Here is a 12,027-nt window from a genome sequence, read left to right on the forward strand (position 1 = left end):
TAAAATCAGTCATTTATTCATTATAAATGCCCTCTTTTTTCCTGTTTTTACCTAGCATGGACTGCCTCGAAAACAAAAAAATCAACAGCCGGCTAGTGGAACCCTTTCAGATTTCGCGCCACGAAATGCAGAGTCAAGCCCACCAGACTATCACTGACTTCATAAAAGCGCTCATCCAGCTGGGCGATTTCATCCGTATGGTCACCTTCAAGCTGATCAAACAACGCAATGCGTTCGTCTTCATCCTTGGGCACAACACGCCCCGGAAACAGATCAATCAACTCGTCAAGTAACGCGTGGGTGTCGCGGGACTTGATTCGCTCCAGGGCCTCCAGAGTGTCTTCCGCCAGAGCGCCAACCTCGTGGTGAAAAAACTGCACAAACCCGCCGTTTTCCATTTCTCTCAGCAGACTATCGATGCAGAAAACCGTTTTTTCGGCATCCGTCAGGGCGTTGTACCCCAAATCTGCTTCCTTGTCATAGATCACATCAGTGATCTGAAGAAATGAATCAGTCTCATCAGCAACGTCCAGCGCCGCCTGAATCTCCATGTTCATACGTCTAACTCAGCACTCTCACAGTTAAAGAACAGTCTGGTCAAGATAGCCCAAGCAAAATTGTTTGACAAAGGTTTTACTGCCTATTTCTCCGCTGTGTCCATTTGCCAGACAGATATAGACAGCCTGCAACAGCAGCTCACATTTCAGCCATCAATAAAAACCTCTGTTTCCATACTCTCCACCCCCCTTCAACACCCATGGGAGCGGTGCTTTTTCATCTACAGGGAAGAGCATCCTCAGTCCGGGCAAACCGAAGCAGCCCTGGTCAGCTCAATAATACGCCGAGCGGTTGGCCCAGGATGCTCCATTGGAAAACAATGATTTCCGGCCACCCGCTCATGATGCAGTAACGGATTAAGCCTGCTGGCACGACGCGCCCCCGGAGCAATAAAGCCAAAACCTGACGCTGCCACCAATATATGCACCGGTATCGTTGTTTGTCGCACGGTCTGCCACAGCCCCAGGGGGGCAGAAGCAAAAATCCGTGCCTCCCATAAAGGTGAGCACGCCAACGCTACCGAACCATTCTCCTGCGGCCGCAAACCAGTGGTCAAAAACCCGTCAAACGCGAGTGCATGCCAGTCCTTATAAAGCGCCTTGCCTCCAAGATACTGCGCCGCTGCTGCTGCCGAAGGCCAACAACAACGGCGAGCACCGGCCCGGCGTACCAATGGGTTTCGACGCCAAAGCCGAGTCATCTGCAAGACCTTCTGGGCACGAATCAGAACCGGAGAAAAAAGTACCGGATCAAGCAAGATAAGCTGCTGAAAAAGGCCGGGACACTGGTGAGCCATCATTAGCGTTAATATCCCCCCCATGGAATGACCCACGCCAATCACAGGCAAAAACGACCCAGGTACTCCAGCAACCCGTTCAGCGGCTAAAACCGATTGAACATATTGAGCCAACTCAGCGGCAAGCTTTTCCCAATCAGGAAAACCGGGGTTGGTTACCGCCGCCGATTCGCCATGTCCTGGCATATCGGTTACAAGCAAAGACCAGTCCTTTGGCAACTCATTGACCAATGCCAATAACGACAATCCGCTGAATCCATTGCCATGTAACAGGTGTAAGACAGGTTTGTCCGCTAATCCCTGCCGCCAATAGCCACAAATTGAGCCGACCGAAACCTTTTTCCAACCCTCGACACCACAAATGTTCATAATTTTCGGCATACTCCCCGCCATCCTGTTTTGGCCAAAAATTTCGCGCTGACACAACCGTCAGGATTCACTGCTACAAACTGGGCATTGATCAAAACAGCACTGAAAAAAACACAGTAGACTGTACGGCGAAAAGACTAATGGGTGATAGAAGCACTGGTGAGGCAACAGACTGCATATAACAATCATGGCAACGCAGCGCGGCCGGAGCACGCCAGACTTCACGGAAGCATTTTTGATACGACCACATAAAAGGGAACCACAATGACCGCACCAGCTGTAACACGCGCACTCGAAGCCAACCGCCGATTCACCGATTTGAAAGACGCCCAAGCCCGCTTATCTCAGGCCCGCCGGGATCTCGAAGCCAAGGTTATCGACGAAGATGAATATCACACCGTCACGGATGTGTGCCTGAAAATTATCCGCGCCTGTGCCGACTGACCCAACCCGGACATGACGCTTCAGGCAGCAGTCGGCACACCGCTGTGAAACCGGAATTCGGTATCCGGCTGCTCAATCAGTTCGCCCTCCAGAGCGCGGAAAAATGCTACACGCGGCTGAATAGACTCCTTCGCATATTGCTGTGCGAGGCCCAGATAGTCCTGATAATGTCGCCCTTCAGAGCGCAACAGTGAGCGGTAGAATTTTTCCAGCTGACTGTCCAGCAAGGGTGCAAGTTTGGCGAACCGCTCGCAGGAACGCGCTTCAATAAAGGCCCCGATAATCAGCACATCAATCAACTCGTTTTCACCACCCTTGCGTACCGCTTCGCGCAAGCCTGCGGCGTAACGTGACGACGATACATGACGATAGGCAATACCGCGCTCGCGCATGATGGCTATCACCTGTTCGAAGTGCAGTAATTCTTCACGTGCCAGCTGGCTCATTTTTTTCAGCAAGTCTTCGCGATCAACGTGCTTGTAAAGCAGGTTCATTGCCGTCGTCGCGGCTTTTTTTTCGCAATTGGCATGATCAATCAACAGGATTTCCTGCTGCTTTAAAGCTTCTTCAACCCAGGCATCTGGCGTCGCACAGGCCAGAAATCCGCCAATCTCGGACAATATTTCGTCGAGCGTCATAGACCATCCTCAATCATCTTTTCCAGAACGGCGCGCACCTTACCGGAAATGGGTACCGCGCGCTGGGTTTTCCCGTCCATCAAACAAAAGGTAATAGTGGCATCAGCAACGACAGCTGTTGGCTCGCCCGCTTCCAGCAACATAACCTGCTGCTGCATCTGTGCGCTCTTGTTACCGATGCTGGCCATCTTCGAGACAATACGTAACACCTCGCCATCGTAAGCAGGCCGACGGTAAGAAATATTGATGTTGGCGACCACAAAAGCCAGCTGATCATCTTCAAACAAATCGAGAAAGTGGTGGCGATCAAAATAATCCCAGCGCCCTTCTTCCAGAAATTCCAGGTAACGGCCATTGTTTACGTGGTGATAGATATCCAGATGGTAACCACGAACCTTGATATCAACTGACATACATCTACTCCTGATCATCTGGGGACATCTGGTTAAGGCGGCATCAAAACAGGGATTGACAGAATAGTCATTAGCCATGTGCCTGTTTTCAGCGCCATCGATCAACCGATTCTATTGAAACAGGCGCGCTTATTCAAACGATCGTTTGACTGCAAGCCGATATGGCTAAAATGTCTCGGTATCCCGGACACAAAACCGCAAATCATGAAGATTGATTCCCAGCGGTAAATCATCGCTCAAGCGAGCCAGTTCTCGGGTCAGCAATGCCTGCTGCCAGTGGTTTTTCAAGCTGTCCACTATCCGGCTAGTAACCCCTGCCAATTCCGATAGCTGCTCCAGGGCAATCAGCACCCGATCAAGGCGATAACAATGATCCAGCAACTGCGCCGCTGTTTTGGGGCCAATACCGGGCACACCGGGCAGGTGATTGGTGGTGTCACCGGTTAACGCCCAGAAGTCCACCAACTGGCCTGGTTGCAGACCAAAGCGGGCATAAACCGCCGCCTCATCCAGCAATTGCCGGTCAAAATGATTGGCGACCCGAATACGGCTGTTAACCAGCTGACAAAAGCCTTTGTCGGTCGACAGAATCACGCTGGGCACTCCGGCGAGCGCCGCCTTGTTGGCCAATGCAGCGCAGACATCATCCGCTTCCCATCCCTCCTGGCGGAAGCAATACACCCCTGCCAGTTCCAGTTGATGACGTAATTCATCCAGCCCGTTCTGAAGCTTCTCAGGCATCGGTGGGCGGTCTTTTTTGTAATCAGGCCAGAACCGGTGACGCCAGGTTTCAACGTGATCTTCAAAGACCATCGCGACATGGCTGCATTCCAGCCGCCCGACATTGCTGTTAATAATGGCAATGGCGCGACTGGCTGTCGCTTCCAGTGCCGTCGGGCTATTTTCAACCGCCGCGTAGACACGGCGAATCAGGTTCATCGCATCAACGATCAGTAATTGCATGAGCTGTTCTCCTTGTCCTCCGCATACCTTTCTACTCGGTACACCGTTTCCAGCCAACACTCAGGGCACCACGATGGACGCCTGCTGGCCGCTGTCATTCCACGTTTCCATCGCCTGCCTGTATGTCGTCTGCCATAACATCACCGGAGTCCGGTTGTTGCTGGTGTTGATGCTGGTGTTGATGCTGCTGGGCCTGCCAGAGTGCAGCATAACGCCCCTGCTGCGACAGCAACCGCACATGGCTGCCACGCTCAACGATCCGGCCACCGTCCATCACCGCAATCTCATCCGCATCCACCACGGTCGACAGTCTGTGGGCAATAATCAGGGTGGTATGTCCTTTCGAAACCTGCCGGATGGCATCCATGATGCCGCGTTCGGTGTGTGAGTCGAGTGATGACGTCGCTTCGTCAAACAACATAATGGCCGGGCGTTTGAGTAGCATTCGGGCAATGGCAATACGCTGCTTTTCACCACCGGACAGTTTCAGGCCACGCTCTCCCACCACGATATGCCAGCCATCGGTATGACGCTGAACCAGACTGTCGAGGTGCGCCATGGTAATGACCTGCTGCAACTCCTCATCCGAGGCATCCGGGCGGGCGTAGAGCAAATTGTTTTTCAGGGTATCGTTAAACAGCACGGTATCTTGCGGCACCATTCCGAGGCTGGCACGCAACACCGCTTGAGGCAGTTGATCGATCGGCTGACCATCAATCAATATTTCACCCGCCGCCGGATCATAAAAACGAAACAGCAAACGGGTCAGGGTCGACTTGCCAGCACCACTACCACCCACAACGGCGAGGGTTTTGCCTGCCGGGATGGTCAGGTCGAGCTGATCCAGCACCTGATAATCGTCACGGTAACTGAAACTTACCTGCCGAAAAGTGACTTCTCCGCCTTTGAGGTTAAAGGCAGCCGTACCTTCATCTTTCACGGCGGATTGTTCATCCAGCAGTTCGAACATGCGTTCGATATTGGCCATGGATGCCTTCAGTTCGCGATAGACAAAACCAAGAAAATTCAGCGGTAAAAATAACTGGAACATAAATGCGTTGACCAGGGTGAAATCGCCGATGGTCATTGTCCCCTGCACTACATACCAGGCAGCAAACATCAACATCGACAGCATCGCAACGCTGATAATCAGCGCCTGCCCGGCATTCAGACCAAACAGCGTATAACGGTTTTTTTGGCGCGCCTGCTCCCATTCCGCCAGCGAGTCATCATAGAGCTGCGCTTCCCGTGGCTCGGCATTAAAATATTTAACCGTTTCATAATTCAACAAACTGTCGAGTGCCCGCGCATGGGTAGTGGAATCCATCCGGTTCGCTTCACGCACATACTGCGTCCGCCACTCGGTCATACGGAACGAATAAGCCACATAAACCACCACCGCAAGTGCCGTAATCAAGGCAAATACCGGCGGGTAATTAAACAGTAGTAAACCGATCACCAACAGCAATTCCAGCACAGTGGGTAAAATACTGAAGATAATAAAGCGCAACAAAAAGCTGATACCCTGAACACCCCGTTCAATATCGCGCTGCAAGGCACCAGTCTGGCGATCGAGATGAAACGCCAGGCTCAAACTGTGTAAATGACGAAAAACCCGCAACGCCATACGGCGCATGGCCCGCTCACTGACCCGGCCAAAAACCAGGTCTCGCAATTCGCCGAACAACACACTCATCAGACGGGCCAGACCGTAGGCCAGCAACAACCCCAGCGGAAACCACAACCACCACTCGCCTGCTGGCACACCGCCAGCCGGTAATTGATTCAGAGTATCAACCTGATGCTTGAGCAAAAACGGCATACCGACACTGGCCAGCTTGGCGCCAACCAGACACAACAAGGCAACAATAACGCGCCAGCGGAACTCAAACAGGTACGGCAACAGAGTGGGCAGCCAGTCCCAACCCTTGCGGGCAGGCGGAACCGGGTCATAACCATGCGCCGATGAAAAGGATTTCATCCAGAGGGTGCTCTATGATTAGAGTCAGAACGGATCAGCGCCGCACCAACAGGGGAAAAACATCTATGAATGGGCGAATTTACCACATTCGCAACGCCTTGCCGGAATTGGTTGAACTGGAAGCCCTGATTGACGAGGGTCGTGACAGCATGCGGATATCCGTACCGGCCCATATTTCCCATCAGAATGAGCAGCTGCCGATCTATGCAATTGAGATGGGCTCTCGCGCTGCAACCGCTCCGACACTGGCCTTTATTGGGGGCGTCCACGGCATTGAACGTATAGGCAGCCAGATCATTTTGGCGTTTATGCGCAGCTTGTTACACCGCAGTCAGTGGGATGAACAACTGCAACAACAGCTGGCAAGCATACGCCTGCTGTTTATTCCCATCGTCAATCCTGCTGGAATGTGGCAAAACAGCCGCTCCAATACCAATGGTGTTGACCTGATGCGCAACGCCCCGGTCGAAGCCGAACACCGCACGCCGTTTCTGGTTGGTGGCCAACGGCTATCGGCTCGCTTACCCTGGTATCGGGGTAAAAAAGGTCACACCATGGAAACCGAAAACCTCGCCCTGACCGAGGTGATTGCACAAACCCTGTTCAGCCAGTCGCTGTGTATTTCACTGGATTGTCACAGCGGTTTTGGTTATCGCGACCGGATCTGGTTCCCCTATGCCCGCAGTCTGGCACCCTGGCCCGGACTGCCCGACGCCTACGCCATGACGCGCCTGTTTGAGCATTCCTATCCCAACCACAACCTGTACCTGTTTGAACCGCAAGCCAACAGCTATACCACCAGTGGCGACATCTGGGATTACCTCTACGACGGCTACCGGGCTGCCAACCCCAACGGCGTCTACCTGCCACTGACCCTGGAAATGGGCTCCTGGTTATGGGTAAAGAAAAACCCGCGCCACCTGTTTAACTATCGTGGCCTGTTTAACCCGATACTGCCGCATCGGCAGCAACGTATCCTGCGTCGTCACATCACCTTATTCGAATTTTTGATGGCCGCCATCGCCAATGGCCCGGCCTGGGTTCCCGCCACCGCCAGCGAACACCAACATTCCCTGCAGCAGGCACTGGAACGCTGGTATCCTGAACGTGCCAAAGAAACCAATGTACTGATTCCCTGATCAAACGAACGCCACAGCCAATCCACAGTCAGAGCACAACACCGAGGCGACAGACTGCGACCGATTCGCGTATGATAGCCGCCTTTGATTCGACCCAACCCAGAGAAAGTACGCCACCATGCTGTTTGTACGCCGTATCGCCACCCTGCTTGCTTGCACCGCTGCCGTTGCCGTCACCTCAACCAGCCATGCCGAACTCAGTGCCAACCTTGGTCTGGTATCGGAATACATGCGCGACGGCATCAGTGAAACCCGTGGTGAATACGCAGCCCAGCTAGGAACAACCTATATACACACTTCCGGCCTGTACGGCGGTCTTTGGGCCAGCGAGCTGAAACGCAACGACGATCACACCCACTCGGAATGGGATCTGTTTGGCGGTTTTTCACACCCCATCAGCCACAACTGGGGCATTGACCTGGGAGTGACCCGCAACACCTTCCACGGCGACTGGGAAAGCAACCAGCAAAGTTATGGCGAAGGCTTTCTGCGTGCAACTTACAACCAGTCACTGGTTCTGGGCATCCGCCAGACCAGTAACTTTATGGGCAGCGAGTTTCCACGCCGGGTATTGGAAGCCTCCTACACCCTGCACACCGCCAGTTTCGATTTTGAATTTTATACCGCCCAGCATCGCTACCTGGAGATTGATGACGACTACAATTTCGGTAACGACAACCGCGACAGTTACTGGCACTTCCGCGTTGGCGTAGAACGTACCTACCACCAGTACGACTACCGCCTGACGCTGGAGCGCACCAACCTGACGAGCGACTATGATGCAGGCACCACGTTCCAGTTCGGCATTCACCGCTACTTCGACCTCTGGTAAACAACACCTGCAGCCAGGGCGCACCTGCGTCCTGCTGCGCGGGCTGATTCGCAGCCGCCACCACTGGAGCCACTTCCCCCAGCTCCTCAACCAGCGGCCTTCAGTTCATCAGGTCATCCTGCCGGAACTGGCTGGCAATGGTGAACGATCACTCGAAGCCACCCCCGCTACTCTCCATGACATGATGGAAGACCTGCGTCAGCAGACCCGGCAACTGCTGCCTGAATCACCACCAAAACTCACCTTGATCGCCATCTCCATGGGCGGCATGATCGCGACTGAATGGGCCAGTTGCTACCCGCAAGAAATTGCCGAACTGCACCTTATCAACACCAGCTTTGGCCGCTTCTCAGCCCCCTGGCAACGCATGCGTCCTCGCGCCCTGACCCGACTCCTTCGAGCCACTCCGGGACTGATTCGCGACCCTGCCGCTCTCGAAGCACCCATCATGGAGCTCACCCTCAACCATCCAGCCATACAGCATCAACAACTGCAAGACTGGCAAGATTTCTCCCGCGCCCACCCCATGACCCTGACCAACATCGCCATCCAGATTCGTGCCGCCAGCCGCTATCAAGGCACCGCCCAGTCACCCTGCCAGCGTGCATTTATCTACACCAGCCTGAACGACCAACTGGTGTCAGCACAATGCAGCCAGGCGATTGCCAAACACTGGAACAAACCCCTATGGGAACACCCAAGCGCCGGACACGACCTGCCGCTGGATGACGGTACATGGTTAGCAGAATGTTTCGACCACACCGCCAGGCCCGCAGCCTGAGCAGAACGTAATAAGCAGCAGCGGAAGCTCATTTGCAAAGCCAACCAACAGCCCTGAAAAATGTTGCCAGCATAGATAACACCGCATCGGAGATATCTGACTCTCCGAACTCGACAGGTTGTATTAATTCGATGCTGCAAAAAAAATACGATTTGTTATAAATGAATACGCTACATCGAAGTGGCGAAGGCTTTGAAGTCTGTTTTAAACAGGGCAGGTAAATACCAATGAATACCAAACCCCACCTCTGGGTATGTCATAACAATCAACTCACTGAAGGTGGCTACCAGCTCGTTGACGTTATCTATGCAAACGAACCTTCCTCGGTGGTGATCTTTCGTCATCAGGGTACGTGTTTGGCCTATCGGAATTTATGTGTCCATATGCCGCGCAGACTTGACTGCGAAAAAGACATGATTTTTGACCGTAGCGGAAAAAATCTACGCTGCTCGATGCATGGCATCATCTATGACCCAGTCAGCGGCGAATCGATAAGCGCCATTTGTAACGGCGAAAAACTAACACCTGTTAAAGTGCTGGAAAATGACGACGGCGTATGGATTACTGACAAACGAGTCAAGCCTATAGCGGAAACCGGCAGCTGAATCAAAACAGCACAGCCACTACAGCACAACCAATACAGGAATACGCCTGATACAATATGCCTTCGGCTATTGGCATCCTACAAAAACACAGAGCCGAACAACGTTTTCAGGTTTTCAGGTTTTCACGAAGAACCCTCGGTTAATTTACCGTATCTGGCTCACTCGGCTCTGACTGTTGCTGATATGCCAACAGCAACCGTTCACTTGGCGACAACATCGCCACTTCCTGTCCTGCCCGTTGGGCATAAATCACCCGAAAGGCCAGCACGTTCTGTACGTACTGGCGGGTTTCGGCGTAGGGAATGGTTTCTATCCAGGCATCCAGAGGTAAGTGCCCGCGTTCTTTCAGCCAGCGTTCTACCCGATTTGGCCCGGCGTTGTAGGCAGCACTGGCATAGGTGCGGTTGCCATCAAAGCGTTGGTACATTTCAGCCAGATAAGCGCTGCCCAGGGCAATATTGGTTTCCGGGTTAAACAACGGCTCAGTTCCCGCCAGGGAGATGCCGTATTTTTTAGCGGTCAATTTCGCGGTTGATGGCATCAATTGCATCAGTCCCCTTGCCCCCACTGGCGACATGGCTTCCGGTTTGAAGGCGCTTTCCTGACGCGCAATCGCCGTTGCCCAGGTTACGTCAATTTCATTTTTACTGGCCTGGCGATCAAACAGGTCGGTGAATAATGGCGGAAACCGGGCATCCAGATAATTCCATTGCTGCTGACGAATGGCATCCATAATGGAGCGATGATACCAGCCCCACTCGAAAGAAAGTGCTGCCATGTGCTGCCGTTCGTCGGGCGCCAGTCTTGCCCGTGCAGAAAGCCATTCCCGCTGGGCCTCGGTCGGTCGATCCAGTTTCAGCCATTCTTTGGCCCGTTGAATGGCTGGATTTTTTTGCAGCTCAGTGAGCACGTCGGCATTCACGTTGAAGGGCTGGTTATTCAGATGATACGGCAGCTGTTGATGGGCGGCCGCCAGAAAGCCGTAAAAAGAGCGGGATTGCGCCAGTTGATTCCAGATGTCATCAAGCGGCTGACTTTCACTGGTTTGGCCTTCAACCGTTTTGATTTCGGCCACCGATTCATCACCGATCTCATCGTCAACCACCGGACTAACGGGTGTTTGATTTTGCATCGCATTGACATACCAGTATTGCCAACGGTCGGAGGCTTGCAGATCGGCCGGTAAGGTGGTTATCAAAGTAAGTACGACGGCCCAGTCGATCACATCGGCACCCAATGCCTGCCGCAATCTGGCTTCGGTTAATTCAGAATATTGATGGTCAGGGTCAAGGCGACTCAGTAACTCTGCCGCCGTGTCGGTTTGAGCATAGGCCAGTCGCTTGCCGATATACACATCCAGCGTGTGTACAAGAGAAGATGCTGCAGGCAAGTGCGATCGGTATGCAAGCCACTGTTGCGCTGCGGGTTCGACTGATTGACGGGCAAGGCTCTGGAAGGCTTTTTTAATCACCTGCTGTTGGGCCATTGCCGGGAAGATGGAGACATCAGCGGTGGCAACCCGCTCAGGTTGCTTCAACAAGGCTTCATAGGCGGATGCCAATCGGTTGCCGTCTTCATCCAGATAACGGTGCAAGTAGCGGGCTAATCGCATTTCACCGGCCTGAGCCGCCAGCCAATAGCGTTTTTGCGCCATGCTCGCCGTTGGATTACCGAGTTGTGCCCATTGTTCAAATAAAGCATCGCATGCTTTGGGCTGGGATTTGCCCACCAACCATAACGAAGCCGTCAGCGCCAGGCCTTGTTCTTGCTGATCAGTGTGCAGATACGCCTGGGCCAAATCACATTGGTACGCCGCACTCTTGTTCGGCAGACGCTGATAGGCGGTTATCCATTCTTGCCAGCGACCGTCTTTGGCCAACTGGGTTAACCAGGCTTGCTGCAAATAGGTACGACTGGGGAACAGTGGATACGCATCCAGAAACTGGTTCACCTCTGCTTGAGTGAGGCGAGCCGGAAACCGCAGATAAGCCTGATATTGCAGATACGGGTAAAGCGGATACTGTTGCAGCGGCGTCAGAAGGCCAGCAACGGCCTCGTAAGACGCTGTTTTTAGCTGCTGCTCGATCTCGACGAATTGCACATAAACGGCATCCGCTTCAGGTTCCAGAAAATGTTCAGTGCCTTCATCGGCAACTGAGCTAACGCTGTACAACATGATCAGCAAGCTTAAAACCAGTTGTGCTGCTTTCATTTTAGTGACTGACGTTTACGTAGGGTTGCGAAATCTTCAAGCATTGATCAACGATGGTCAACACTTTGTCGACGAGTGTGACAAAAGTATTCAAATAACCTCAGCTACGGCACTTGGTCAATGTGAAGTCTGGAAAAGTGGAGATCTGGATCTGGATCGACCTACTGAGCGTGGTCTAGTGTCCCTTAACAAAAGTTCACTTGGTATTGTTCTTATCTGATAATCGAGCAATGGACTCGATGATCTGGTCAGCAGTTTTTTGCCACACAAAGGGCTTCGGATCATTGTTATAAACG

Annotated in this window: 12 protein-coding genes; 5 read left to right on the forward strand and 7 right to left on the reverse strand. The window is 53.0% G+C overall.

The features are described from left to right. Positions 1 to 92: 92 nt before the first annotated feature. On the reverse strand, positions 93 to 557 hold the full coding sequence (locus tag WG929_RS18715; RefSeq protein ID WP_416207287.1) for a DMP19 family protein: 465 nt from the start codon (positions 555 to 557) through the stop codon (positions 93 to 95). A gap of 239 nt (positions 558 to 796) precedes the next feature. Beyond that, positions 797 to 1,735, reverse strand: coding sequence for an alpha/beta fold hydrolase (locus WG929_RS18720; protein ID WP_416207288.1), 939 nt, complete (start codon positions 1,733 to 1,735; stop codon positions 797 to 799). 252 nt (positions 1,736 to 1,987) lie between these two features. Here WG929_RS18720 and WG929_RS18725 point away from each other — a divergent pair, with 252 nt between their 5' ends. Next, positions 1,988 to 2,167, forward strand: coding sequence for a hypothetical protein (locus tag WG929_RS18725; RefSeq protein ID WP_416207289.1), 180 nt, complete (start codon positions 1,988 to 1,990; stop codon positions 2,165 to 2,167). Between the two features lie 20 nt (positions 2,168 to 2,187). On the opposite strand, the gene WG929_RS18730 is transcribed toward WG929_RS18725, so the two are convergent. The 4 genes from WG929_RS18730 to WG929_RS18745 form a co-directional block, all read right to left on the reverse strand. Beyond that, positions 2,188 to 2,805 carry a MiaE family protein gene (locus WG929_RS18730; protein ID WP_416207290.1) on the reverse strand — a complete coding sequence of 206 codons (618 nt, stop codon included), beginning with the start codon at positions 2,803 to 2,805 and terminating at the stop codon, positions 2,188 to 2,190. After that, a complete protein-coding gene (locus WG929_RS18735; RefSeq protein WP_369854718.1) occupies positions 2,802 to 3,218 on the reverse strand; it encodes an acyl-CoA thioesterase in 417 nt (138 codons plus the stop codon). Before WG929_RS18735 ends, WG929_RS18730 begins: the two co-directional genes overlap by 4 nt. A 165-nt stretch (positions 3,219 to 3,383) precedes the next feature. Then, complete coding sequence (locus WG929_RS18740; protein WP_416207291.1) at positions 3,384 to 4,181, reverse strand: 5'-3' exonuclease H3TH domain-containing protein; 798 nt, start codon at positions 4,179 to 4,181, stop codon at positions 3,384 to 3,386. Between the two features lie 94 nt (positions 4,182 to 4,275). Continuing rightward, positions 4,276 to 6,162 (reverse strand): ABCB family ABC transporter ATP-binding protein/permease, encoded by a 1,887-nt coding sequence (locus WG929_RS18745; protein WP_416207292.1) that lies wholly within the window; start codon positions 6,160 to 6,162, stop codon positions 4,276 to 4,278. 65 nt (positions 6,163 to 6,227) lie between these two features. On the opposite strand from WG929_RS18745, the gene WG929_RS18750 reads away from it, so the two are divergent. The 4 genes from WG929_RS18750 to WG929_RS18765 all read left to right on the forward strand — a co-directional run bounded on the left by WG929_RS18750 (position 6,228) and on the right by WG929_RS18765 (position 9,519). Next, on the forward strand, positions 6,228 to 7,301 hold the full coding sequence (locus WG929_RS18750; RefSeq protein WP_416207293.1) for a M14 family metallopeptidase: 1,074 nt from the start codon (positions 6,228 to 6,230) through the stop codon (positions 7,299 to 7,301). A 118-nt stretch (positions 7,302 to 7,419) separates the two neighbouring features. Next, positions 7,420 to 8,133: a TorF family putative porin gene (locus WG929_RS18755; protein WP_416207294.1), complete on the forward strand. Its 714-nt coding sequence runs from the start codon at positions 7,420 to 7,422 to the stop codon at positions 8,131 to 8,133. Continuing rightward, the gene (locus WG929_RS18760; RefSeq protein WP_416207295.1) at positions 8,078 to 8,914 is read left to right on the forward strand and encodes an alpha/beta fold hydrolase; all 837 of its coding nucleotides are present in this window, start codon (positions 8,078 to 8,080) and stop codon (positions 8,912 to 8,914) included. The genes WG929_RS18755 and WG929_RS18760 overlap by 56 nt, the downstream gene beginning before the upstream one ends. A 227-nt stretch (positions 8,915 to 9,141) precedes the next feature. Next, on the forward strand, positions 9,142 to 9,519 hold the full coding sequence (locus tag WG929_RS18765) for a Rieske (2Fe-2S) protein (protein ID WP_416207296.1): 378 nt from the start codon (positions 9,142 to 9,144) through the stop codon (positions 9,517 to 9,519). Positions 9,520 to 9,658: 139 nt separating this feature from the next. Here the strand turns inward: WG929_RS18765 and WG929_RS18770 are convergent, their stop codons facing one another. Beyond that, positions 9,659 to 11,731 carry a transglycosylase SLT domain-containing protein gene (locus WG929_RS18770; protein ID WP_416207297.1) on the reverse strand — a complete coding sequence of 691 codons (2,073 nt, stop codon included), beginning with the start codon at positions 11,729 to 11,731 and terminating at the stop codon, positions 9,659 to 9,661. Positions 11,732 to 12,027: the final 296 nt, after the last annotated feature.

Origin of the sequence: Oceanobacter antarcticus, from assembly GCF_044962685.1 — a bacterium.
Classification (GTDB): domain Bacteria; phylum Pseudomonadota; class Gammaproteobacteria; order Pseudomonadales; family Oceanobacteraceae; genus Oceanobacter; species Oceanobacter antarcticus.